22 protein-coding genes are annotated in these 24887 nt (G+C 65.7%); 10 read left to right on the plus strand and 12 right to left on the minus strand.

Features of this window, described 5'->3' with window-relative positions:
- The first annotated feature begins 334 nt into the window (after positions 1 to 334).
- The 3 genes from ACZ1JW_RS18170 to ACZ1JW_RS18180 all read left to right on the plus strand — a co-directional run bounded on the left by ACZ1JW_RS18170 (position 335) and on the right by ACZ1JW_RS18180 (position 4949).
- Positions 335 to 2647, plus strand: a complete 2313-nt coding sequence (locus ACZ1JW_RS18170; RefSeq protein ID WP_465143042.1) for a TonB-dependent receptor — start codon at positions 335 to 337, stop codon at positions 2645 to 2647.
- A 96-nt stretch (positions 2648 to 2743) separates the two neighbouring features.
- Entirely contained in the window at positions 2744 to 3943 is a 1200-nt protein-coding gene (locus ACZ1JW_RS18175; protein ID WP_465143043.1) for an MFS transporter, read from the plus strand.
- Positions 3936 to 4949: a zinc-dependent alcohol dehydrogenase gene (locus ACZ1JW_RS18180; protein WP_465126703.1), complete on the plus strand. Its 1014-nt coding sequence runs from the start codon at positions 3936 to 3938 to the stop codon at positions 4947 to 4949. Before ACZ1JW_RS18175 ends, ACZ1JW_RS18180 begins: the two co-directional genes overlap by 8 nt.
- A 55-nt stretch (positions 4950 to 5004) precedes the next feature.
- On the opposite strand, the gene ACZ1JW_RS18185 is transcribed toward ACZ1JW_RS18180, so the two are convergent.
- Entirely contained in the window at positions 5005 to 5775 is a 771-nt protein-coding gene (locus tag ACZ1JW_RS18185; protein WP_465143044.1) for an SDR family NAD(P)-dependent oxidoreductase, read from the minus strand.
- Between the two features lie 120 nt (positions 5776 to 5895).
- Positions 5896 to 6528 carry a TetR/AcrR family transcriptional regulator gene (locus ACZ1JW_RS18190; protein ID WP_465126705.1) on the minus strand — a complete coding sequence of 211 codons (633 nt, stop codon included), beginning with the start codon at positions 6526 to 6528 and terminating at the stop codon, positions 5896 to 5898.
- A 190-nt stretch (positions 6529 to 6718) separates the two neighbouring features.
- Between ACZ1JW_RS18190 and ACZ1JW_RS18195 the strand changes: the two genes are divergently transcribed.
- The 4 genes from ACZ1JW_RS18195 (at position 6719) to ACZ1JW_RS18210 (ending at position 10870) form a co-directional block, all read left to right on the plus strand.
- Entirely contained in the window at positions 6719 to 8875 is a 2157-nt protein-coding gene (locus ACZ1JW_RS18195) for a TonB-dependent receptor (protein ID WP_465143045.1), read from the plus strand.
- Positions 8876 to 8885: 10 nt separating this feature from the next.
- Complete coding sequence (locus ACZ1JW_RS18200; protein ID WP_465143046.1) at positions 8886 to 9668, plus strand: SDR family NAD(P)-dependent oxidoreductase; 783 nt, start codon at positions 8886 to 8888, stop codon at positions 9666 to 9668.
- 2 nt (positions 9669 to 9670) lie between these two features.
- Entirely contained in the window at positions 9671 to 10540 is an 870-nt protein-coding gene (locus ACZ1JW_RS18205) for a tyrosine-protein phosphatase (protein ID WP_465143047.1), read from the plus strand.
- A gap of 111 nt (positions 10541 to 10651) precedes the next feature.
- A complete protein-coding gene (locus ACZ1JW_RS18210; RefSeq protein WP_465143048.1) occupies positions 10652 to 10870 on the plus strand; it encodes a hypothetical protein in 219 nt (72 codons plus the stop codon).
- Here the strand turns inward: ACZ1JW_RS18210 and ACZ1JW_RS18215 are convergent.
- The 10 genes from ACZ1JW_RS18215 to ACZ1JW_RS18260 form a co-directional block, all read right to left on the minus strand.
- On the minus strand, positions 10867 to 11667 hold the full coding sequence (locus tag ACZ1JW_RS18215) for an SDR family NAD(P)-dependent oxidoreductase (RefSeq protein ID WP_465143049.1): 801 nt from the start codon (positions 11665 to 11667) through the stop codon (positions 10867 to 10869). The two genes, ACZ1JW_RS18210 and ACZ1JW_RS18215, sit on opposite strands and share 4 nt — an antisense overlap.
- Positions 11668 to 11669: 2 nt before the next feature.
- Complete coding sequence (locus ACZ1JW_RS18220) at positions 11670 to 12461, minus strand: SDR family NAD(P)-dependent oxidoreductase (RefSeq protein WP_465143050.1); 792 nt, start codon at positions 12459 to 12461, stop codon at positions 11670 to 11672.
- Between the two features lie 28 nt (positions 12462 to 12489).
- Entirely contained in the window at positions 12490 to 13560 is a 1071-nt protein-coding gene (locus ACZ1JW_RS18225) for an alkene reductase (protein WP_465143051.1), read from the minus strand.
- A 5-nt stretch (positions 13561 to 13565) separates the two neighbouring features.
- On the minus strand, positions 13566 to 14195 hold the full coding sequence (locus ACZ1JW_RS18230; RefSeq protein ID WP_465126712.1) for a nuclear transport factor 2 family protein: 630 nt from the start codon (positions 14193 to 14195) through the stop codon (positions 13566 to 13568).
- Positions 14196 to 14208: 13 nt separating this feature from the next.
- Positions 14209 to 14733 carry a flavin reductase family protein gene (locus ACZ1JW_RS18235; RefSeq protein ID WP_465143052.1) on the minus strand — a complete coding sequence of 175 codons (525 nt, stop codon included), beginning with the start codon at positions 14731 to 14733 and terminating at the stop codon, positions 14209 to 14211.
- Positions 14734 to 15226: 493 nt separating this feature from the next.
- Positions 15227 to 15715 (minus strand): Lrp/AsnC family transcriptional regulator, encoded by a 489-nt coding sequence (locus ACZ1JW_RS18240; protein WP_465143053.1) that lies wholly within the window; start codon positions 15713 to 15715, stop codon positions 15227 to 15229.
- 3 nt (positions 15716 to 15718) lie between these two features.
- A complete protein-coding gene (locus ACZ1JW_RS18245; RefSeq protein ID WP_465126729.1) occupies positions 15719 to 16228 on the minus strand; it encodes an Lrp/AsnC family transcriptional regulator in 510 nt (169 codons plus the stop codon).
- A 144-nt stretch (positions 16229 to 16372) separates the two neighbouring features.
- On the minus strand, positions 16373 to 18526 hold the full coding sequence (locus tag ACZ1JW_RS18250) for an oxidoreductase (protein WP_465143054.1): 2154 nt from the start codon (positions 18524 to 18526) through the stop codon (positions 16373 to 16375).
- Positions 18527 to 18682: 156 nt separating this feature from the next.
- Complete coding sequence (locus ACZ1JW_RS18255; protein ID WP_465143055.1) at positions 18683 to 19822, minus strand: helix-turn-helix transcriptional regulator; 1140 nt, start codon at positions 19820 to 19822, stop codon at positions 18683 to 18685.
- A 285-nt stretch (positions 19823 to 20107) separates the two neighbouring features.
- Positions 20108 to 21265, minus strand: a complete 1158-nt coding sequence (locus tag ACZ1JW_RS18260; protein ID WP_465143056.1) for an LLM class flavin-dependent oxidoreductase — start codon at positions 21263 to 21265, stop codon at positions 20108 to 20110.
- A gap of 146 nt (positions 21266 to 21411) precedes the next feature.
- Here ACZ1JW_RS18260 and ACZ1JW_RS18265 point away from each other — a divergent pair, with 146 nt between their 5' ends.
- The 3 genes from ACZ1JW_RS18265 (at position 21412) to ACZ1JW_RS18275 (ending at position 24755) form a co-directional block, all read left to right on the plus strand.
- Positions 21412 to 22257, plus strand: coding sequence for an SDR family NAD(P)-dependent oxidoreductase (locus ACZ1JW_RS18265; RefSeq protein WP_465143057.1), 846 nt, complete (start codon positions 21412 to 21414; stop codon positions 22255 to 22257).
- Positions 22258 to 22377: 120 nt separating this feature from the next.
- A complete protein-coding gene (locus ACZ1JW_RS18270) occupies positions 22378 to 23580 on the plus strand; it encodes an AAA family ATPase (protein ID WP_465126738.1) in 1203 nt (400 codons plus the stop codon).
- 68 nt (positions 23581 to 23648) lie between these two features.
- A complete protein-coding gene (locus ACZ1JW_RS18275; protein WP_465143058.1) occupies positions 23649 to 24755 on the plus strand; it encodes a ParB/RepB/Spo0J family partition protein in 1107 nt (368 codons plus the stop codon).
- The last annotated feature ends 132 nt before the right edge of the window (positions 24756 to 24887 follow it).

Consider the following 24887-nt stretch of genomic DNA (forward strand, 5'->3'; position numbering starts at 1 on the left):
CGCCTCCCAGGCACGAGACCGTGCCAACCGCTGGACGACGCCTGTGGGGTGTCCATCTCGCGAACTCCCCCGCCGCAGCGGACTCCTCCTGCTTCACCGACGCCTGACACCGGGCCTCGCCACGGCATCGGCCTGAGCCCTGTTCAGTCTGGCGAAGTTTGCCTGCCTTTCCTGGTGCAGATTACGCAAAACGTCAATATGCTACAATCAAATTTTCACTTTGCTCACTTTCTCGCTTGCTCGTCGCGCATTTTGTCGTCATGTACTCAAAAAAATGCAAATGCCATGCGGTGACACACGCCGCTTTCGAAACACGATCTCTTGGGAGGGATGGATGAAAATTCGCGTTCTCGCGCTCGCCGGCACTGCGCTGGTCATGGTCAACTCCGGCACCGCCTTTGCCGCCGATGCAGCAGCTGCGGCCGATCCGCAGGCAGAGGCCACCCAGTCGGCCGGAATTGCCGACATCGTCGTCACCGCACGCCGCACCCAGGAACGTCTGCAGGACGTGCCGGTCGCCGTCACCGGCTATGACCAGACCCAGCTCAAGGCGCTCGACATCAAGGGCTTCGGCGATATCGGCAAGACCGTCCCGAACCTCGACGTGCAGCGCCAGTTCGGCTCTGCCAACGCACCGCAGTACTACCTGCGCGGCGTGTCCACCGGCACGCTCAAGTTCGAAGCCGATGCCGGCATCGGCCTCTACATTGACGGCATCTATCTCGGACGTCCGGCAGGCACGGCATTCTCGCTTGCCGATATCGAGCGCGTCGAAGTGCTGCGCGGCCCGCAGGGCACCCTGTTCGGCCGCAACTCGACCGGCGGCGCCATCAACTTCATCACTTCAGCGCCGAAGGGCGAATTCGGGGTCAAGGCAGAAGGCACCGTCGGCAACTACGATCGTTACAAGGGCCAGATCGTCGTCAACCTGCCGTCGTTCGGCCCGTTCAGCGCCCGCGTGTCCTATTTGCACGACGAGAACACCGGCTACGTCAAGAACCTGACGCCGGGCCGCACCTTCAATTTCGCCGCCCCCTTCGGCAAGATCACTTCGGCAAAGACCTTCGGCGCGGAAAACACCGACGCTGTCGCCGTTGCCATCCGCTTCCAGCAAGGCGCGCTGACCGCCGACTACAAGTTCGACTATACCGACAAGGTCAGCACGCAGCTCGGTCAGCAGCTGCTCGGCTATGATCCGGGCTATGCCGCAGGCGTCGGCAACCCGCCGTTCTATGCCGCATCACCCAGCATCTACGTCCCGGCCTCGACCGTCCGGCAGGATGCCCTGGCGCTAGACTTCACTTCGGCTTCGCGCATGAAGATCCAGGGCCACAGCCTGACGCTCGCCTACGAAGCCAGCGATGCAATCACGCTCAAGTCGATCACGGGCCTGCGCAAGCTTGATGAATTCGTCGGCGGCAACGATATCGACGGCGGAGCCTACGAGGTCGGCGGACTGCCGTTCACCAACATCTCCTCGATCCAGGATCGTCACCAGAAGCAGTTCACCCAGGAAGTTCAGGTGCTCGGCAAGACCGGCAACCTCGACTGGGTGCTCGGCGGGTTCTACTTCCGCGAAACCGGCAGCGACAACAACCCGGTGTTCATCGGCACCCTGTTCCCGACGTTCGCGCCACAGATCGAACCGAAGCTCGATGCGACGACCGGCAACACCATCAACATCTTCGGCGTGCCCAGCGACTATCTCGCCGGTTCGAACGCGAAGATCCGCAACAAGTCGATCGCCGGTTATGCCCACCTTGGCTACAAGACCGATCAGTTCGAACTCGCCGGTGGCCTGCGCTACACCAAGGACGATCGTTTCGAGGACCTGCTGGCCGGCGGCCTGATCCCGATCTTCGCACCCACCATCAAGTCCAGCGTCAGCTTTGATCGCTGGGACTTCGACGCCACGGCAACCTACATCGCCAACCGGGATGTCCGCGCCTATGCCCGCTTTGCCACCGGCTACCTTTCGGGCGGCGTACTCGGCGGCACCGTGTTCAAGCCGGAAACCGTCAACAGCTACGAAGTGGGCGTGAAGGCCGATCTGCTGGGCAAGACCCTGCGCATCAACGCGGCGGGCTTTGTCACCCGGCGCAAGAACGTGCAGACGCTCGGCTTCAGCGTCGCCAGCGGCACCTTCCTGTTCTCGTCCCCGTTCGGCAACGAGGAAGGCTTCGAAGTCGAACTGACCGCCAAGCCCTCGCCGCACTTCACCTTCAACGCGAGCTACGGCTACCTGCATCAGAAGCTGGCCGCCGATCCGGTCAATGGTCCGGTCAATTCACTCGCACCCAAGAACACGCTGAGCGTCGGCGCACAGTACGACAGCCCCGCCTTCAACAGCGACGGCACTTACGCAATGCTGCGCGTCGACGGGTTCTTCAAGGACAAGCGCCTGTCCGATCCGATCCAGAACGCTGCGACCCTCAACCTCACCACGCTGCCATCGCGCTTCGACATCAACGTCCGCGCCTCGCTGATGGAAATTCCGGTGGGCGGAGCCAAGGTCAATGCCTCGATCTGGGTCCAGAACCTGACCGACAATCGCAAGCTCGACTTCGCGCGCAACCTGACGACCAACGTCATCGGCGTGTTCCAGGTGCCGCGGACCTTTGGTGTCGATCTCGGGTTCGCGTTCTGATCAGCGCAAACGTTCTCTCCCTCGGTGCGGCAGGCTGACCTGCCGCACCGCCTTTTTTCAAGAAGACAACCTAACCTGTCGGGAGCACAATCGGGCATGACGTTGGCAGCATCAGCTGATCGCCCGCACTGGGGCCAGGTGGCCATTGCCGCGCTGGCGCAGAACTTCGCATCCGGCCTGTGCTTCGGCAGCTTCGGCACGATGATCCTGGCGATCGAGCGCGAGTACGCTGCCTCCCGATCGCAATCCTCGATGGCCCTGTCACTCGCCGTAGTAAGCCTTTGCGTGACGGCAATGCTGGTGGGACGCATCATCCATCGCGTCGATCTGCGCAATCTCCTCATCGCAGGCGCGCTGACCTCGGCCGCAGGATTTGGCGCAGCCTCCGTGGCGTCCGGCCCGGTGCAGCTGCTCCTGTCCTATCTCCTGCTGATAGGCCCCGGCACGGCCATGCTCGGCGTGCTCCCCGCAATGACGCTGGCCACCCGCTGGGTCCCCGAAACATTGCGCGGACGCGCCCTGGGACTGGTCAACATGCCGCTCCTGGTGATGATCGTTCCGCTGGTCATCGCGCCGGTGCTGACGGCCCATGGCGTGCGCACGGCCTTTCAGGTCCTCGCGCTTGCCGATCTTGTCCTTGTCCCGTTTCTGCTGGTCACGCGCAATGGCACCTCGAACGCAGGCGCTTCCCAATCCGCCAGTGTGCCTGCGCGCGCGATCCTGTCCCAACCCGCATTCTGGGTCCTGAGCATTGCCGTCGGGCTGATCACCGGCGCAGGCACGATGAAGCTCGCGCATTTCATCCCCCTGCTCGTAGGCCAGGGCCGCAGCTTCGGCGAAGCGAACTCGCTTCTGGCCCTCTCGGGCGGTTCGGGTCTCCTGGGCTCGATGGCGTTCGGCTATCTCGCCGACCGCATCGGCGGCCCCCGCGCGCTTGCCGTGAACGCCGCCGTGCAGGCGGTGGTGTGGACGATCTTCCTGTTCCCGGTCAGCCTGCCAATCCTGACGATCGATGCCATTCTCGTCGGAGCCTGCGGGGGCGGGGTGCAGGGCGCATTCGGCGTGGCCGTCGCCGCCCGCTTCGGGCCAGCCGCCTTCGGCAGGGCCTTCAGCCTGTTCCAGCTCAGCACCTTGCCCTTCCTCTTCGCCATGACCCCGATCGCCAGCATGCTGTTCGAGCGTACCGGCAGCTATTACCTGCCGATGGGGCTGACCGTGGGCCTACTCGCCTTCTGCGCCGTGATCCTGCAACTGCTGGGACGACATCCCGCCAATCCGGAGAACCACATTGCGTAGCGCCGACTTCGCCCGTCCCGGCGAGATTCACTTCCGCAACGACGCCACGCCGCCGCAACCCGGCCCCGGCGAAGTCCTCGTCGCGGTCAAGGCTTGCGGCATCTGCGGCTCGGACCTCCACATGTTCCGCGACAATTCCTACCGCGACAAGCTCGTCCGCGAGACGCCCGAAGGCTACGCTGTCCCCGGACACGAATTTGCCGGCACGATCGCGGCACTGGGCGAAGGCGTCGAGGGCTGGAGCATCGGGGACCGCGTTGTCGGCGTTACCGGGATGGGTGGCGGCATGGCCGATCTCGTTGCCGTTCCCGTCAACCCGTGGCAACTCGTCCGCATGCCCGATGGCCTGTCCTTCGAGGAGGCCGCCACCACCGAACCGCTCGCCGATGGCCTTCAGATGGTGCGCAAGGGCGCGCCTGCCGATGGCGAGAACGTGGTCGTCTTCGGCGTCGGCATCATCGGCCTCGGCGTAATCCAGTCCATCCGCGCGCGCGGCATTTCACCCTCGCGCATCATCGCCGTGGACGTGCACGATGCACGATTGGCCAAGGCGCTTGAAGTCGGCGCGACCCATGCGGTCAACGCCCGCGATGCAGACGTGTTCGAACTGATCGGCGAGATCTGCGGCGTCTCGGAAAGCTATGCCGGCGTTTCTGCCAACATCGCACTCGTGTTCGATTGCGCGGGCTACATCCGCCACATGCAAGGCCCGCCGCCGCTCGAAACAGCGCTGAAGATCGTCAACCCCGGCGGCAGGATCGTATGCTTCGGCGGCTTCGAAGGGCGCATGAAGATCGACATGAGCCCGCTGATCGAGAAGCAGCCCACGATCTTCGGCTCCAACGGCTATGCGCCCGAAGAACTCGTCGAGGCGCTCCATCTCATGAGCAGCGGTCAGGTGGATCGGGCTACCCTGCTTTCGGCCAGCTTCCCGCTCGAACAGGTCGCGCAGGCGTTCAGCGCGCAGATGCAGCCGACCGCCGTGAAGGTGATGCTGAACGTCTGAGAAATGGCAGGTCGATCCGGCAGCCCATGGCGTGCCACCGGATCGGCCCGAAAGGTCAGACGCCGAACCCTCCCGCAACCGAGATCGTCTGCCCGGTCACATAGTTCGCCCGTGAGGATGCGAAATAGACCGCTGCATGGCCGATGTCTTCCGGTGCGCCCCAGCGGCCCATCGGCAGCATCGCCTTCACCGCGGCAACCCATTCCGCGTTGAACGTGCCGACTTCCTGATGGACCTTGAACTGTCCGGCATCGATCACACCGACGAGCACGGAATTGGCTCGGATATTGTAGCGCCCTTCCTCCTTGGCGATGCCCTTGACCAGCGCCTCGTTGCAAGCCTTGGGCACAACTGACAGGCCATCGTTTGCAGGCCACCAGTCGTGCCCGGCAGAGCCCAGGTGAACGAAGCTTCCCCCGCCTGCCTCGCGCATGTGCGGCAGCACCGCACGAACGGCATTGGCAAAGCCGAACGCTTCGATTTCCATCGACTGGCGGAACTGGTCCTCGCTCCAGCCCGCGATCTCGACCTGCGGAACGACCGGCCCTGCCCCCCAGACGACAGTGTGCACGCGCCCGTGCTCCTTGATCACGTCCGCGATCACACCATCGATCTGGAGCTTGTCGCGAACATCGGCCTGATGGATTGACGCCTGCCTCCCCGTCGCCCTGATCGCGTCGGCAGCCTGCTCGGCAACTTCGCGCTTGGACCGATAGACAATCGCCACATCGCTCCCGGCCTCCGCCAGCTGCATCGCGACACCACGGCCGATGCCACCGCTGCCACCAAATACGATGGCGGCCCCATCGGGAAACTGGCTGGTCATCACAAAACTCTCCTTCCGACACATAACATGTACGTTTTGCGTCTCATATACGCGTTTTTGAAACGCATACACAAGTTCGAAAGGATATTTTGTTCTATATGCGCAATGTGCGCCCGGTAGTCAGGTCCGGCTGACGACGGCGCGCGCCTGTTCGTGCAGGATCGCCCGGAACGCCTCGAGCGTTGCGGGGTCCGCCGGGTCATATTGCCGCCCCGGACCCAGCTGCCGCGCGTTGCACACGTAGAACAACGCGCCTGCGGCCACGCTGTTGAGGATGTGCATCGCCGGAATCTCGCGAAAGCTGCCATCGGCAACGCCAGCGGCAACAATCGCCTCCAGTTCGCGCAAGGCAGGCTCTGAGAACTGCACCGGATCGTCGCCGCGCGGCGCAGGATCGGCGACCACGCGCTGGATGATCCGCGCGGCAGTGGGCCGGTGGACCATGAAGTCCAGCCAGCCGTCGAACAGCGCCAGCAACCGCTCGATTGGCTTGTCCGCGCCCGCCATCCGCGCGGTCACGAACTGCTGCATCGCCGCAAAGATGCCAGCCTCAACCTCGTCGTAGAGCTGCTGCTTGCCGGGAAAGTAATAGACGATCGACGGGCGGCGGATGCCGACGACCTGCGCCACGTCCTCCAGCCGCGCCGCGGCATAGCCCACCTCGGCAAAGATCCGCTCGGCCGCGTCGAGGATCGCCAGACGCGTGGCATCGCCGCGCGCCTGGCGGGCAACGGGTCTGGTGGCGTTGGACAAGTCGGCTTCCCCTGCAAATTTCCCGCGAGCGGCTGGGTGGTCATAGCCGCTCGCAAGCCTCCTCCCAAGCGCCCGCGGCAAGCTATGCACAAGCCCTCTTGAATTTCTACCTTCTCGTAGGTAGAAAATCTAACAGCGTGTAGAAATTGCCGCCAAAGCGCAGCAAACGCCGCATTTCCGGGAGAGAATCATGAAGCACACCGCAAGTCTCGCCAGCGTCGGCCTGCTCGCGCTCGCCGCCAGCGCCGCCGATGCGCAGGAGGTAGAACGGCCCGCAGCCGATGGCGGCATCGCCGAAATCGTCGTCACCGCGCAGAAGCGCGCAGAGCCGCTGCAGAAGACGCCGCTCTCGATCGTCGCGCTCACCTCGGACGATCTCGTGCGCAAAGGCATTGCCGATCTCACCGACTTGCGCTCGCAGGTCCCCTCGCTGCAGATCACCCCGCATCCCAACAGCGCGACGACCGCGCGCGTCTTCCTGCGCGGCGTGGGCAACAACGACGATCAGATCACCGTCGATCCCAGCGTCGCGATCTATCTCGATGGCGTCTATGTCGCGCGCGGCCAAGGCCTCGCCGCCGAGATCGCCGAAGTTGAACGGATCGAAGTGCTGCGCGGGCCACAAGGTTCGCTCTATGGCCGCAACGCCACCGGCGGCGCGATCAACTACATCACCCGCCAGCCCACGCTCGGCCAGTTCCATGCGCGCCAGACGCTGTCCATCGGCAACTACGACCAGTTCCGTTCGCGCACGAGCGTGAACGTGCCGGTGGGCGAGACCCTCGCGGTCGAACTCGCCTACCTGCACAGCCAGAAGGACGGCTTCGTGCGCAACGCCGGCACCGGCGTCTCGCGCTTTGGCGACCAGCGCCGCGATGCCTATCGCGCGGCCGTGCTGTGGCAACCGGCTCCCGCATTCGAACTGCGCTACGCCTACGACCGTTCGGACATTGCCGACACGCCCGCCTACATGGTCTTCGCCCCGTTCCACCCAACTCTGGCCGTCCGCCCCACGGTCGGCTCGCCTGCGGTCCGCGGCCTGCTCGCCAACGACGTGACCGCACAGGGCCACAGCCTCACCGCTAGCTGGAACGCGTCCGACACGCTCACCGTCCGGTCGATCACCGGCTATCGCAAGCTCGCCAACTTCACCAACCAGAACTATCTGACCGGCGCGCTCGGCCCCTTCCCGGTCTTCGTCACCGCCTTCGACCAGAACCAGCGCCAGTGGAGCGAGGAGCTGCAACTGGTCGGCTCCGCGCTCGACCACCAGCTCGAATATACCCTCGGCGCCTACTTCTTCGACGAGAAGGCCTCCAGCTTCGACAGCACCGTGCCCACCGGCCGCCCAACCTCGCTGCGCACCGCCACCGTCAGCAACCGCGCCTGGGCGCTTTACGGACAGGCCACCTGGCGGCCTGCCATGCTGGAAGGCGCATACCTGACCGGCGGCCTGCGCTGGTCGCGAGACAGCCGCAAGGCGACGCTCGACCAGAGCAGCGTCGCCCTGAACGGCACCGTCACCACCCGCCCGCAGGGACGCGGCGACAACACCTTCACCGACTACAGCCCAAGCGTGATCCTCGGCTACGAGGCCAGCCGTGACGTCAATCTCTATGCCAAGTGGTCGCGCGGCTACAAATCGGGTGGCTACAACCTGCGCGCCAGCACCATCGCCCGCTTTGCCGAAGGTTACGGGCCGGAGCGCCTCGATTCCTTCGAAGTGGGCATCAAGTCGAGCTGGCTCGACAACCGCCTGCGCGCCAACATCGCGCTGTTCCGCGCGAACTACCGCGACATTCAGGTCAACATCCAGTCGGACCCGAACAACCCGGCGGTGACCGACATCTTCAACGCGGGCGAGGCGCGCATTCAGGGGCTCGAGCTTGACCTCACCGCCAAACCCTCGCGCGCGCTCACCTTCACCGCCAGCTATGCCTATCTCGACGCAGGCTATCGCCGCATCACCGACCAGATCAGCGGCGCAAACATCGCCTCGCGCTTCAACTTCGTCGAGGCGCCGCGTCACACCCTCTCGGTCGGCGCGGAATGGACCTTGCCCGAAACCCCGCTCGGCGTACCCAGCGCCAGCATCGACTACTACATGCAGAGCGAGAAGTTCTCCTCCACCACCGATGCCCGCTACATCATCGGCGACTACGGCCTGCTCAACGCGCGCATCGCCCTCAGCGATATCCCGCTTGGCATGGGCAAATGGCAACTCGCCGCCTTCGGGCGCAATCTCACCGATACCCGGTACTATGTCGCGCACTTCTCGGCGGGCCTGCCGGCGGCCTTCTTCGGCGATCCGCGCAGCTATGGCCTTGAACTCCGCTTCGAATACTGAAGGCTCCCCAATGACCGACATTTACGCACCTCGCATGTCCACCCCATCCTCGCCGGTCGTCGTGACCGGCGGGGCCTCGGGCATCGGCCTTGCCACCGCCGAAGCGCTGGCCGCCGCAGGCCGACCCGTCGCCGTGTGGGACATCAACGCCGAAGCCGCCCAAGCCGCAGCCGCACGGATCGCCGCCAAGCGCGCCGTTCCGGCGGTCGGCGTGGCCATCGACCTGCGCGATCTCGCCGCCTATCCGGACGCGCTCGCAAAGACCCGTGATGCCATCGGTCAGATCGGCGGACTGGTCCATTCGGCCGGCACCGTCGACATGGACTCGATAGACGGGCTGACCCCGGAAAGCTGGGACAGCGGCATCGCCATCCACCTGCGCGCGCTCGCCTTCCTCGTGAAGGCCCTGCGCGAGGACATGGCCACGCTCGATGGCTCTGCCATCGTCGCAGTCACCTCGATCAATGCCACGCTCGGCAATGCCATCAACCCGATCTATTCGGCCGGCAAGGGCGGGCTTCTTTCGCTCGTCCGCTCGCTGGCCGACCGGCTCGCCCACGATGGCATCCGCATCAACTCGGTCTCGCCCGGCCAGATCGTCACCCCGATGACGCAGCCTGCGCTCGATGCTCTCCCCAAGGGCTTTTTCGAAAAGCGCATCCTGCTCGGGCGTCTCGGCCAGCCGGAAGAAGTTGCCAGGACGATACGCTTTCTGCTCTCCTCCGAAGCGAGCTACATCACCGGGGCGGAACTGGTGGTCGATGGCGGGAACATATCGTCGCAAAGGGGATGACGATGCACAGACCGATCAGCAGCATCGCACTGGCCGCACTGCTCGCCGGATGCGCGCCGATGGCAGGCCCGCAATCTGCCTCGGCAAGCCTGACCGAAGCCAGCGTAACCACGCCCGCTCTCGCAACCGCCCCGAACTTTCGCGACATCGGCGGCTATCGCACGCGCGACGGCCACCGCGTCCGCACAGGCCTCGCCTATCGCTCCGACCAGATGAACCTGCTCAGCGAAGCCGATCTCGCAACCATCGCCACGCTGCGCCCTGCTGCCGTGGCCGACCTGCGCACGGTGACCGAACGCACGCGCGAGCCCGATCGCCTGCCATCGGGTGCGCGATACATCGTGCTCGATGTCGCGGCGGACAGTTCGGAATCTCTGGGTGGCGACATGCGCCTTGCCATGGCGCAGATCGCGCAAGGCAAGGGCGAGGCGCTGCTCGTCGCCGCCAACCGCGAATTCGTCACCCTGCCCAGCGCGCGTCAATCCTACGCCGCGCTGATCCGGCTGATGATCGCCGCCGACGGCCCGGTCATCTATCACTGCACCGCTGGCAAGGACCGCACCGGCTGGGGCACTGCCGTCGTCCTCTCCCTGCTCGGCGTCCCGCGCGAGACGATCATGCAGGACTACCTGCTGAGCAACGACCGCCTCGCTGCCAAGAACGCCGCGATCCTTGAAGGCCTTGCCCGGTCCGGCAGCAAGCTGAGCCCGGCCTTCCTCGAACCGGTACTGACCGTGAAGCCGTCCTACATCGAGGCCGCCTTTGCCGAAGTGGACCACACCTACGGCTCTTTCGATGCCTACGTCACAAAGGGCCTCGGCCTGTCACCACGAGAGATCTCCGCACTGCGCACAAAGCTGCTGACCCGCTAAGGCGCGGGTCGCAGAATAGAATGACAGCTTCAGAAAATTCACAGGAACCAAAGAGTTGGCCGCGCGTTGGGGCAATCGGAATTCTGCACCCCGTATTCTGGAGCCCTGCTCTTGGCCTCGAGACCAACCCATTCCTATCGCCGCGAAGGCCTGTCTGTGGATGGGCGGTCCCGCGAGGCGGGCGGCGCAAATGCTGCGTTCCTGAAGGCGTTCAAGCTGGCCGTCGCGATCAACGTCCTCGCCTGCCTCCTGCTGCTGCCCGAGATCTTCGGCCATGATGATTCCGGCGCGACCGAAATCTCGGCAAAGTCCGATTACAGCGGTTTCTAGCTGAACCACGCTCCGCCATTGACGTTTACCGTGCTGCCGGTGGCAAAGCTGGCATCGTCGCTGGCAAGATAGGCCACGGCGCCTGCCACTTCCTCGGGCCGCGCCAGACGCTTCATCACGCTGTCTGCGGCAACCGCAGCCTTCACCTCTTCGGGCAGGGGCGCATAGATCGGCGTCTCGGTTGCTCCCGGATTGACCGCATTGACGCGGATGCCGCGCGGTGCCAGCTCGCGCGCCATCGCGCGGGTCATGCCGAGCACCGCCGCCTTGGCCGTCACGTAAGGCACCGGCCCATTGCCGGCGAGCGCGGCGGTCGATCCGATGTTGACGATTGCGCCGCCGGTCCCCTGCTCGCTCATGATCCGCACCGCCGCGCGGCTGCAGCGGAACGCGCCGTCGAGCGTCACCGAAAGCACGCGGCTCCAGCCTTCGTCCGCGCAATGGATGGTCTGGTCGGCAAAGGCGCTGTCATCGCCCCCGGCGCGCGCGGCTTGCCCGGCATAGAATTCGGCCATGCCATCGCCCGGCGCGCTGCCGATCCCGGCATTGTTTACCAGCACGTCGACCCCGCCCAGCCTCTGCGCCACTTCGGCAAAGGCGGCGTCCACCGAAGCCGTGTCCGAAACGTCGCAAGCCACCCCGATATGCGGCGCGCCCAGCACGGCACCCGCCTTCTCCGCCGAAAGATCGAGCACGGCGACGACCGCGCCCTCGTCCGCCAGCCGCCGCGCAATCGCCGCGCCGATCCCCTGCGCCCCGCCGGTCACGACCGCGCGCTTGCCTTCGAGTCTGTGCATGATCAATCCTCGACTTCGGGCCGCCAGGCGACGCCGTTGATGTGCCCGCCGCCGTCGACGTAGAGCGTGTTGCCGGTCATGTAGCTGGACGCCTCGCTCGCAAGGAACACCGCGACTGGGCCGATGTCTGCGGCAGCTTCGCCAAAGCGCCCCACCGGCACCTGCCCCAGGATCGCCTGCGCCATTTCCGGGTTGGCATCGAAGTATTCCCGCGCCGCCGGGCTCAGCGCCGAAGGGCAGATCACGTTGGCCGTAATCCCGTGCCCACCCCATTCCACCGCCGCCGTGCGGGTCAAGGCACGCACCGCTTCCTTGGCTGCGTTATAGGCCACGGTGAACATGTGCGCGTTGACGCCGTTCAGCGAGCCGAGGTTGATGATCCGCCCGAACCCTTGCGCCTTCATCAGCGGAAACGCCGCGCGCATCGCCCAGAACGCCGACCAGTAGTTGAGCAGGAAGGCGCCTTCCATGTCCTCGTCAGTGTGGTTCTCGAAGCGCTTGGGAAAGCTCGCACCGGCATTGTTGACGAGAATGTCGAGCCGCCCGAACGCCTTGGCACAAGCCTCGACCATCGCGTCGACCTCGCCGCGCGCAGTCACGTCGACCTGCCGGGCCAGCGCGTTGACGCCGTATGTCACGCGCAAGTGCGCAGCTTCGGCCTCGGCAGCATCAAGCCCGCGCTGGGCAATCATCACGTCCGCACCTTGCGCGGCCAGTGCGCGGGCGATGCCCTGCCCCACGCCCTGCCCGCCGCCAGTCACCAGCGCGCTGCGGCCTTTGAGAATGCCTGTCATGGGATCACCCTTCTCAGCTTGCGCCTTTTCAAGTCAGGGGCGGATAGTCGGTATAGCCGCGCGCGTCGTCGCCGTGGCCGGTGTAGAAGGTGTTGCGATCCCCCTTGGCGAGCGGCGCCCCGCTGCGGAAGCGCTCCACCAGATCGGGATTGGCGATATAGGCGTACCCGAACGAGACCGCCTCGGCCTTGCCCTCGCCGATCACCGCATTGGCCTTGTCCAGCGTCAGCCCGCAGTTCTCGATCACCGGGCCAGACCAGTTGGCCCGCACCAGCTCCAGTGCATCAAACCCGGCATTGGGAATGTGGATCAGGTGACAATAGGCCAGCCCCATGCCGTCCACCGCCTTCAGCAGCGTGGCGTAAGTCTCTGCCGGGTCCGCATCGGCCATGCCGTTGAACGTCACGCCAGGGCAAATGCGAAAGCCCACGCGCCCCGGCCCGACCGCCGCCGCCAGCGCGGAGAGCGTCTCCACCACAAACCGCACCCGGTTCTCCGCACTGCCGCCATAGGCATCGCTGCGCTGATTGGAATTGGACGAAAGGAACTGCATCGGCAGGTAGCCGCTGGCGCAATGCAGCTCCACCGCATCGATCCCGGCCTCGCGCGCATTGCGCGCCGCGCTCACATACTCGGCAATCACCCCGGGAATCTCATGCGCTTCGAGGGCGCGCGGCATCTCTGTCGGCACCGGCACGCCATCAGGGCCGGGGATCGGATCGGGGCAGGCAATGGCGCTCGGCGCAACCGTCTGCGCATCCGCCGCCTTGTTCGCCCGCACCGCAGCGCGGCCCACGTGCATCAGCTGCATCGCGATGAGGCCGCCTTCCCCATGCACCGCATCGGCCACCTTGCGCCAGCCAGCCACCTGCTCGGGCGAGTGGATCCCCGGCGTGCGCCAATAGCCCTTGCCGTGCGGCGAAGGCTGGGTGCCCTCTGTCACGATCAGCCCCGCCGAAGCACGTTGGCGGTAGTATTCGACCATCAGGTCGGTCGGCTCGTCGAGCGGCCCCGCCCGGTCGCGCGTCATCGGCGCCATGACCACTCGGTTGCGCAATTCCAGATCGCCGATGCGAACGGGCGAGAACACGTCAGCCACGCCGATCAACTCCGCACGCGGGGTTTGGGCAATGGCGCGCCGCGACGCATCGTCTCGATGAACTTTTCCAGCGGCGCGGGCGGCTCCACCGGCCCGTCATGGGGCTGGCCATTGCGTGCCCAGTAGGTCTTCCAGCTCGGGAACAGGTCATGGAAGCTGCCGTGATAGGGCGGCACGCCGGGCCAGCGCATCTTGCGATCACCGATCGGCGGCTTGTTGAGATCGCTGGCGTACCAGTAGAGCGGCAGGCGGCGGCGGAAGTACCAGCGGCCCTCGATCCGCTCGTACTGGTCGAAGTACATCATCTGCATGATGACCCATTCCGCGCCGCTTTCGTGCTCGTTCTTGGAATAGACCACCCCTTGCGCATGGTCCGGATCGTCGAAGTCGATCACGTGCCCGCCGATATGGTGGCTGGTCCCGTCGAACTGCATCGAATGCGTCTCGTCGAACCAGTCGCGCAGGGCCTTCCGCCCGCTCTTGCCTCCGCCGACGCGGACGTCCTCCGGAAACAGGTTCACCCAGGCATCGCCATCGCGCATGTCCAGCGCGAGCGAATACTTGGCGGGCAACTGCCGGATCGCGTCGAGCGATTCCAGCCGGTCGATGCGGGCAAGCAGGGATTGATCGGTCATGCGGTTCGTGCCTTCAGGAAAGGGGAGCTGGCCGGTAGAGCGAGCCATTGGCCCAGCCGAGAATGTCATCGCTGCCCGATGTCACCAGATCGTCGACCTCGCCCACCAGCAGGTCATGCGTGCCGAAGCTGACGCTCTCGCGGATCGTGCAGAAGATCGCGGCGGGCGCATTGTCGATGAACCACACGCCGTCATGGGCATGGTGGACATGCTGCCGCCAGTCCTCCTGCGTGAAGCGGGCATCGCGCGCGGCGGGATCGGCGAAGGGCAGCACGTGCCCGTCCTGCCCTGCCTGCAACAGGTTGATGCAGAAGCGCCCGGCCCGCACCATCGCGTCATAGGCGCTGCCCGAGCGGTTGACGCAGATCGCCATGGCGGGCGGCTCAAGGCACACCGGCATCAGCGCCGACATCGCCAGCCCCACCGGCGCGCCGCTGTCAGGATCGAAGCTGGTGACGATACCGAGCGGCGCCGGCATGAAGCGCAGCACGCGCTTCAACCGGGCATCGAGCGGAAGGGCGGTCTGCGTCAATGTCACTCCCCTCACCCGGTTCGCGGGTAGAGGGCGAATCCGGGCTGAACTAGCTATTTGCGCTATTCTATATCCACAGCTCTACGCAAATGCAAAGTGAAACGGCTCAACCAGCCACGAAACCGCAGCCACCTGCACCCGTCCCCACCGTCGGCACAAGACCGACAGCACATGGACCCCGGCCTGCGCCGGGATGACGTGTAAAATTCTGCGAAATGACGCCCTCAAAGCAACCGTCACCCCGGCGAAGGCCGGGGTCCAACTGCTATCGGACAGGCGCAGCATGCCAAGGGCCGTTTGAGCCGTCCGGAATGGTTGAGCAGCTGCGCGTTCGAGGTGTGGAGACGCGAGGTCGTAGGCCCCGGCCTGCGCCGGGGTGACGGGGAATGAGACGCTTTGGGGGCCCTCCTGTCTCTCGAACCCAAGCCTTTCCAATCTGCGTCGCCCCGGCGCAGGCCGGGGCCCATTACGCCGCAACCTCAACCGCCACCCGAAACGCTCAGGCGTCTTCGTCGATAACTTCAGGCTTGGTGATCTTGGCCATGCGCGAATTGTACTTGACCGTCTTCACCGCGATCGACGTTTCGACATGGTGGACGCCATCAATGGCAAGGATCTTGTCCGAGGCCAGTTCGACCAGCGCATCGAGCTCGTCGATCAGGCACAGCGCGGCGAGGTTGAATTCGCCCATCGTGATCAGCACCGCGTTGATGCCGGGAATGTCGGCCACCACCTGCGCCACTTCGCGCACGCGGTGCACGTCGGCCTGGATGTTGATGAAGGCAAGGCGCGCGCGCTTGCCCATTTCAAAGCCGGTGATCGCGGTGAACGCGATCAGCCCGTCCTGCTGCAACCGCTTGATGCGGCCGCGCACGGTGCCTTCGGTCACGCCCAGTTCCGCCGCGATCTTCCGGTTGGAAACGCGCGCATCGCTCGAGAGCATTTCGATCAGCTGCTGGTCGAGCGCGTCAAGTGCCGGTGCCGCCATGGTTCAGCCCTCCCGGCCCGTAAACTTGATGTTGGCCGCGCCCGCGCGGCCCGCAATCGGGGCCACGTCGAACTTGTACTTGATGATGTCGACCACCACCGCTGGGGTAAGCGAGCGGATGCCGCGCACGCCGGACAGGTCCTCAAGCAGGAACTGCGACAGGTCGTCGAAATCATGCAGCGCCACGAGCATGTCGATATCGTAGCGGCCCGTCACCAGATGCGTTGCGAAGACTTCCGGCAAGGCCGCCAGTTCCGCCGCCACTTCCGAAGCGGGGCGCCCGTCAACCTCGACCGAGATGCGAAGCAGCACGTTGAAGCCGTGCGCGGTGAAGTCCGATACCGCCACCACGCGCAGCTGGTCGGCATCTTCCATGCGCTTGATGCGCGTCGAAACCGTCGTCGCCGTAAGCCCGAGCTTCTCGGCGATCTGCTGGTTGTTGGCCCGCCCGTTCAGGCGGAGTTGTTCGACGATGTTGAGATCGGTCGCGTCGTAGCTGAAAGTCTGCGTCATGGTCCCCGGCGTGCCGCCCGAATTGTCTCGGGCGGGTTTGCGCAAGGGGGGGTGATCCGTCAACCTCATTATAGACCGATCCAGCGGCAAAGGCGGATCATGCGCAAGGTTTGGCGCGGTTTTGCTCCGCAGACGCTGTGCATGTCACGCATTGGCGACGTCGGACGCAGGTTCGCCAGCCAATGCGCGCACCGCATCGGCCGCGCCGCGCATCGCACCCTCGATATAGCCGACGCCATTGGCATCGCCGATCGCGTGGACGGTAAATCCGGCCGCGCGCAAGGTTTCGGCCAGCGAAAGGTCGCCCTCGGCACCCTTGGCCACGATCACGTTGCCCGCCGGCACCACGACCTGCTCGCCCGCCGCATTGACGAAGCTCACGCTGTCCTTGCCGATCACGATATCGCGCGCCCCGCCATGCAGCCCGACGCCATGCTCGGTCAGCTCCGCCATGATCCGCATCCGCCGCACCAGCGTCAGCCCCTTGCCCAGCCGTGGCGCTTCCTCGATCACGTTGACCGTGCGCCCGCGCTCGCACAGGAACTCGGCCAGCTCCAGCCCGACCAGCTCGCCGCCGATGATCGTCACGCTGTCGGCCAGCGGCATCCACGCATGGGTCGCCTTGCGCACCAGCGCGAGGTTTGCCGTCGCCCCGGTCGCCGCGCCGACCTTGGTGGCAAGCCGCGTGAACAGCCCGGTCTTGCGCTTCAGGGCTGCCGTATCCTCGCCCAGCATCATCGCGCGCATGTCGTCGCCCGAATAGACATGATCCTGATCGTTGCCGGGAATGGCAGGCATCCCGCGCACCGCCCCGCTCGCCACGATCACCGCCTCGGCACCCAGCGAGCGCAGCAGTTCCGGCGTCGCAACTGTCGAAAGCCTGACCTCGACCCCCGCCTCGGCCACTTCGCGCTTCAACCATTCGAGCACGCGCTCGTTGGGCTCATAGGCAAGGCTGGCAAAGCGCAGCGTGCCGCCCAACCGGTCCGACTTCTCGATCAGCGTGACCTTGTGGCCCAGCGCCGCCAGCCTGCGCGCTGCTTCCATGCCGCCGGGGCCACCGCCCACCACGGCAAACTTGCGAGGGCTCGCGGCTTGCGCAACCGTGCCCTTGAACTCCAGCCCCAGATCCGGGTTCACCGCACAGCGCGCGCTTTGCCCCATGTAGATCGCGCTGACGCAGGTGTAGCAATAGACGCAAGGGCGCACCTTCTCGTCCTGCCCTTGGCTGAGCTTCCTCGGCAGGTGCGGATCGGCGAGCAGCTTGCGCCCCATCGCCACGAAGTCCGCCTCGCCCCGGCCGATGGTCGCATCCGCCGTCTCCACCTCGACGCGCCCCGCGCCGATCACCGGGATCGAAACCACCGCCCGGATCGCCTTGGCCGCGGGAAGGTTCCAGTCCTCGATATGCGGGATGTTCGATTCCGAATGGAGCTTGCCCACCGCGGTATCGTGATAGGCCGTGACCGCAATCGCATCGACGCCCGCCGCCTCGACCAGCTTGGCCGCCTCCTGCGCCATTTCCAGCGTGATCCCGCCGGGCTTGCCCACTTCGCGCGAATCGAGCTTGATCCACACCGGGTAGTCCCTGCCCACTTCGGCGCGGATCGCGCGGATCACGTCGCAGGTCAGCCGCAGCCGGTTCTCCAGACTGCCGCCGTACTGGTCGGTGCGGGTATTGGTATAGGGCGAGGTGAACGAGGACAGCAGGTAGCCGTGACCGCCGTGGATCTCCACGCCATCGAACCCCGCCTCCTTCGCGCGGCGCGCGCCAGCCGCAAACTGGCTGACGGCAAGGTCGATGTCCTCCTGCTCCAGCACCTTGATCTCGGGCATCTTCATGCCCGCCAGCGCCTGCAGTTCCTCCATCAGGAAGTAGTCGATGAAGCTGCCCTTGGGTGCGGGCGGCACTGCAGGCCCCCACAGCTTGTGCCCCCAGCGGTTGAACGAATAGCCCGCCACGAACCCGCCATGGTGCAGCTGCGCGGCGATCTTCGCCCCATGCTTGTGCACGCGGTCCGTCATTTCCTTGAGCTTGGGAATGAAGCGGTCCTCGGAGATCGCGGTCTGCCCCACGGCCACCGCGCCCACCGGCCAGGCCACGCCCGCCACGCCCGAGACGATCAGCCCGACGCCGCCTTTGGCCTGCTCCTCGTGATAGGCCATGATCCGCTCGCCCACGGTGCCATCGTCTTCCGAAAAGCTGACCCCCATCGCGGCCACGGCAATGCGGTTCCTCGTCTCCATCGTGCCGATGCGGCCCGGCGAGAGCAGGTGGGGATAGCGGTTCGAGGTCATGCTGGCAGCTCCGTGATGCCGGAGCGAAGGACAAGCGCGAATCTTGCGCAGCCATCCTCTTATCCCCGGCCATTATCTTATCTTGCGTAATTCATGATCTATTGATTTACGTTTTTCAAGGGGAATGGCGCAGGCGCAAGCTGAAATTCGCAAAGCCTACCCGGCCAGCGACGCAAGCAGCGCCACCAGCTGCGCCTGCCGGTGCACCCCGGTCTTGGCGAAGACCGCGCGCAGTTGCACCTTGGCGGTGTTGTGCGCAATGCCCAGCGCCTTTGCCGCCTCGACCAGGCTCATCCCCTCGGCCAGCACCGATGCCAGCCGCGCCTCGGCCATGGTCAGGCCGAGTAGTTCGCGCAAGGCAGCCGGGTCCTTGCGGCTTTCCGCGCCCTGCTGGCGATGGGGACTGGCAAGGAACAGCGCCAGCGCCCCGGTGCCTGCGTGAATCGCGCTCAGGTCCAAGGGCCGCGCCGTCACCACCAGATCGCCATGGCCGGGCCGCTCGATGCGAAAGCGCGTCAGGCCACCGCCCCGCCGCCCATCGGCCAGCAATTCGCCCACCAGCCGGTGGTGAGCGCCATCGGCAAAGGCCAGTTCCTCGCCGCGCCGCTTCAGTCCCTCGTCCTGCGCCAGCAGGCTCTCGGCCAGCGCATTGCTGCTGACGATCCGGCGATTGCGATCAAGCACCAGCAGCGCCAGCCCCAGTCCCTGCGCCGTCGCATGAAACATGCCGTGTTCGGCCCCTGCGAACTGAAGCTTCTCGAACAGGGTGACCGCGATGCGCAGATGCTGCGCCAGCGCCTGCAGCCGCGCGCGCTCCTCGCGGGTGAAATCGGGCAGCGAATTGTGGCGGCTGACCCGGAACCGCGCCTCGTAGCGCCCGTCGTCGGGCCGCCCTGCCCTGCTCCCGCCAAAATGCAGATCGATCCCCAGCACCCGGTCGAACCCGCTCTCGGCCATCGCGCGCCGATAGGTGGCAAAGGCGCTGTCGGGCAGGTCGGCCATGAACTCGGCATAGGACGTGACCACGCCATCGCTCAGCCCCTGAAACGGGTCCTCGGCAAACAGCGTCTCGGTATAGGCCGCGTCGAAATCAGGGCTCGACCCCGGCGTCAGGAACGTCGCAGGCTGGCGCTTGCCCGGCGCCGTGATGATCAGCGTCGCAAAACTCGCCTCCATCCACCGCGCCAGCGCCTCGAGAAACGCCCGCCACGGCTGCTCGCCAGACTCGCCCGGCGACACCCCGGCATAGAGCCGGGCCAGCAAATCCGAAAACCCCTCGTCAATCGCTCCACCCATGCACGCAGCATAGGCCGCGTACCCGCGATCCGACAACCGCCAAGCCCCCCCAAAAAAACCGTCACCCCGGCGAAGGCCGGGGCCCACAACCTCACCGCATGACGCAACCGCCGAAAAGCCAATCCATCCTGGCAGCGCCCCCCGGATCGCGGGGGCAAACCGACAGGGCATGGATCCCGGCCTTCGCCGGGAAGACGGCGATGATGGGAGCGCCCATACCCCCTCCCCGTCGCCCCGGCGCAGGCCGGGGCCCATTCCCTCACACCATGAAGCGACAGCGGCAGCCTACTCCGCCGCCTCCATCACGTCTGCTGCCTCAAGCGCGCGGAAGTGCGGGATGACCTTTTCGCCGATGTTGCGGATCGTCTCCATGATCACGTCGTGCGGGATGCCGCCCATCTGGAAGATGAACAGGATCTCGTCCGCGCCTGCGTCCTTCAACCGCTGGACATAGCGGATGCAGTCGTCGGGCGTGCCATAGGCGTCCTGCGCCACGGTGTAGTTCGAAAGATGCTCGTCCCCCACCGGGATCGCCTCTTCGGAAAGGTAAGCGATGGTCTGCTGCTTGCCCTGTTCGAGCACCTTGGCATGATCCTCGGCGTCGAGGTCCTCGTCGACCGTCGGCTTGGCCCCGCCCTGATACCAGTAGGCGATGGATTCGGCGAAGAAGCGCTGGCCGCGCAGGCCGATCTTGCGCGCCTTCTCGCGGTCGTCCAGCACCGTGGCGGCGCAGAGCGCGGCGAGATGCTCGGTCGGACGGAAGCCCACCTGGTCCTCGGCCTTGCGGGTGCGGAAAGCCTCGCGATAGATCGCGTTCTTCTTCGCGATCTCGTCCGGCCCCGAAAAGCCCAGCACCAGCGCGCCGATGCCCCGGCTTCCCGCCGCGATCAGCGTGTTCTCGCGGGTGCAGGCCATGTACATCGGCGGGTGCGGGTCCTGCCACGGCTTGGGGTGGATCGGACGCTTGGGGATCTTGATATAGGTGCCGTCGTGCTCGATCTCGTCCTGCACCATGATCTTGGGGATGAGGTACATCGATTCATCGATCATCGGCTGCAGTTCATTGAGGTCATAGCCGAAGGTCCCCGCCTCCTGCTGCGTCCCGCCCTTGCCCACGCCGAAGTGCAGGCGGCCTTGGCTGAGGATGTCGAGCGTCGCAATCCGCTCGGCGACCTTCACCGGATGGTTCATGGCGGGCGGCAGGCAGACCACGCCATGGCCGATGTGGATGCGGCTCGTCGCGCCGGCAATGAACGCCAGCACCGTCTCGGGCGCAGACATGTGCGCGTACTGCGTCAGCGCGGTGTGTTCGACGCACCAGATGCAGTCGAAACCCATCTTTTCGGCATACTTCGCCTGCTCGACGATCTGGAGGAACACCGCGCGCTCGTTCTCGCGGCTCGCGTCCACCATCTGCGCTTCATAGATGATCGAGAATTTCATGTCGCTCTCTCCGGGCACCGCCCTGTTCTCGGGCGTTTTGGTTCCGGAGCCGAGGCTATCGCACGCAGCACGCGCGCGCATAACCCGATCGGGTTACGCATATGCTCGCTTCGCCGCGTATTGCCCGATAACCAGAGGAGTGAGCCATGACAGAGCAATTCAGAGGCGGCGTGGCCGTGATCACCGGCGCCGCATCCGGCCTCGGCGCGGGCCTTGCCCGGCAGGCCGCAGCGCTCGGCATGATCGTCGTCGCCGCCGACGTGAACCTTGAAGGCGCGCAGAACGTGGCCGCCGGGATCGTCGCAAGCGGCGGCCGCGCCGAGGCCTTCGCCTGCGACGTCTCCCGCGCAGAGAACCTCGAAGCCCTCGCCACCCACGTCTATCAGCGCCACGGCGCGGTGCGCCTGCTGGTCAACAACGCAGGGATCGAGACCGTCGGCTACACCTGGGACATCCCCGCCGAGCGCTGGGACCGCACCCTTGCGATCAACGTCGGCGGCGTGATCCACGGCGTGCGCGCCTTCGTGCCGCGCATGCTCGAAAGCGGCCAGCCCGCATGGATCGGCAATGTCGCCTCGGTCGGCGCGCTGGGCGCGATGCCCGCGCAGACCGCCTACATCACCGCCAAGCACGCGGTGCAGGCCTTCAGCGAATGCCTCGCGCTGGAAATGGAGCTGAAAGCCGCGCCGATCCGCGTCAGCTCGATCCTCCCCGGCCCGGTCCGCACCGCGATCTTCGATGCCGCGAACAATGCGGGCGAGCCCGCCAGCGCGCAAGGCCACCGCGCCGCCATGGACGCGATGATGCGCGAGCACGGCATGGACCCTGACGAGGCGGCAGCACTGATCCTCGCCCAGATGGCGCAAGGCAGGTTCTGGGTCCTCACCCACCCCGAAATGGCGCAAGCGATGCTGCAGGCCCGCGCCGCCTTCCTCACCGGCCAGACGCCCCCGCAGATGCCCGACATCGCCCGGCAGGTCGCGGTGGAGTAGCGTCAGCCCTCGCGCGCAATTCATGCGGTCCGGAAATGTTCACATTCTGTCCGCCACGCAATTGCGCGATTGAATGAAATCGGTTAACCACTCGCCCAAACAGCTTCAAACAGGCGGGCGATGTCGGATCAGAATTCAATAGTCAGCCAGATCGGTGATCTTGCCTCAGCGGGCGAGAAAATGATCGAGCGCCTGCGCCGCAAGGCTTTCCTGCCAGACAGTCGCAAGGGACTCAATGTCCGTATCGGCATTGCCGAGGCCGCGCAGCTGCTCGGCTGTTCGACGAATCGCATCCGCATGGCCGAAGACGATGGCCGCCTGCCCCCTCCCCCTGCGGGCGACAACGGGCGGCGGCTCGGCTATTCGATGGAAGAGCTGATGCATATGCGCGAAGTGCTCGGCGCTTCGCCTGCCCGCGCGCCCGACGACGTGCCCGCGATCATCGCGGTGCAGAACTTCAAGGGCGGCGTCGGCAAGTCCACCGTCACCACCCACCTCGCCCACTATTTCGGCGTGCAGGGCTATCGCGTGCTGGTGGTGGACTGCGACAGCCAGGCGACGACGACCACGCTGTTCGGCTTCAACCCGCACTTCAACATCACGCGCGACGAAACGCTCTATCCCTATCTCTCGATCGACCCGACCCAGACCGACCTGCTCTACGCGGTCAAGCGCACGCCCTGGCCCAATGTCGATCTGATCCCCTCGAACCTCGAATTGTTCGACGTGGAGTACGAACTTGCAGCCTCGGGCGCCGATGGCCAGTCGGTCCTCGCCGCGCGCTTCCGCAAGCTGAAGGCCGGACTGATGGACATGGCGCGCGATTATGACATCGTCATCCTCGACCCGCCGCCCGCGCTCGGCACCATCTCGCTCGCAGTGATGCAGGCGGCCAATGCCCTGCTTGTGCCGCTGGCTGCCACCACACCCGATTTCTGCTCGACCGTGCAGTTCCTCTCGATGATGGACCAGGTCATCGCCCAGCTGATCGAGGCGGGCATCGCGGTGGACTACAGCTTCGTCCGCCTGATCTGCTCCAAGTTCGATGGCGGCGATCCCAGCCACGAAATGGTCCGTACGATCATGGAGCAGACCTTCGGCCCCGCCCTGCTCCCGGTGCCCATCCTCGAAAGCGCCGAGATCAGCCACGCCGCGCTACGGATGATGACGGTCTACGAACTCGAAAAGCCGATCGGCACCCCGCGCACCCACAAGCGCTGCCGCGCCAACCTTGATGAGGCGATGGGCCAGATCGAACAGCTCGTCCGCGCAGGCTGGGGCCGCGTCGCCCCGGCAAGGGAGGAGGACGTGATCCATGCGTGAGGGTGTTTCCGCTTTCCTACACGGAAATGTTCACTTTATGTTCCGCGCCTTTCGCAAAGAGGTGATTCATGGCGCGTAAGCAATCCGATTATCTCGCCGCTCTGCTGGCGGACGAGGAAGCCATCGAGACCAAGTCCGCCGCGCCTGATGGCCCAGGCGGCGCGGTCGAGGTCGTGGCCGAGGAACCGGCGCAGCCCCCCTCCCCCACACCGGCCGCGCGCCACGAACGCCTGCGCGGCACCACCCTGCTCGGCCGCGAGAGCGCGCTGGCGCGGGTGGCGAGCGGCGAAGTGCGGCAGGTCACGCAGCTCCTGCTCGATCCGGCGCGGGTGCGGGTGTGGAAGGGCAATGCCCGTTCCTACGAACACCTCTCGGTCGAATCCTGCCGCGAGCTGATCGATTCGATCATTGCCGAAGGCGGCCAGAAGGTCCCCGCCGTCGTCCGCCGCATCGATGGCGATCCGGACCATGACTACGAAGTCATCGCGGGCACCCGTCGCCACTGGTCGATCTCGTGGCTGCGTCGCCATTCCTATCCGGACATGCAGTTCGTGGCGCAAGTCGCCCAGCTGGATGACGAAGCCGCCTTCCGCCTCGCCGATCTCGAAAACCGCGCGCGCAAGGACGTCTCGGATCTCGAACGCGCGCGCAACTATGCGCAGGCGCTCTATGACCACTACGGCGCCCACCTCACCCGCATGGCGGAACGGCTAAACCTCTCAAAAGGCTGGCTTTCCAAGATGCTGAAGGTGGCATCCCTGCCCGACGCCGTGGTTGCGGCCTTCGCCAGCCCGGCAGACGTCCAGCTCAAGCCCGCCTACCCGCTGGCCCATGCGCTCGACAATCGCGAGCTGGCCCCCGGCATCCTGCGCGAGGCCAAGACCATCGCCCGCTTGCAGGACGAGCGGCGCAACGCGGGCGATCCGGCAATCCCGGCGAACGAGGTGATCGCCCGCCTGATGGCCGCGTCTGCGCCCAAGGCCGAAGGCCCTCCCCGCGAGATCGTGATCAATGGCCGCGGCGGACGCCCCGCCATCACGCTGCGTTCGATCAACCGCCAGGGCGTGACCCTGCGCTTCCACGCAGGCTCCGGCATGCACCTCGACGCCCTCCTCGAACTGGCGCGCGAAGCCCTGACCGAGCTCGAGGACGAGGGCCGGAGCATCCTGCTCTGATGGAACAGGGGGGGATGAGCGCTGCGAGGTTTGAGTGTTTCCCCGGGGAAACACTCTTGGCACGCGCCCCTGCCCCTTTCATCAGGACACGTGTTTCCCCGGGGAAACACGGCCGAGCCAGACATTTTTTCC

This window comes from Novosphingobium sp. BL-A-28-Hi1-0D (genome assembly GCF_055521755.1).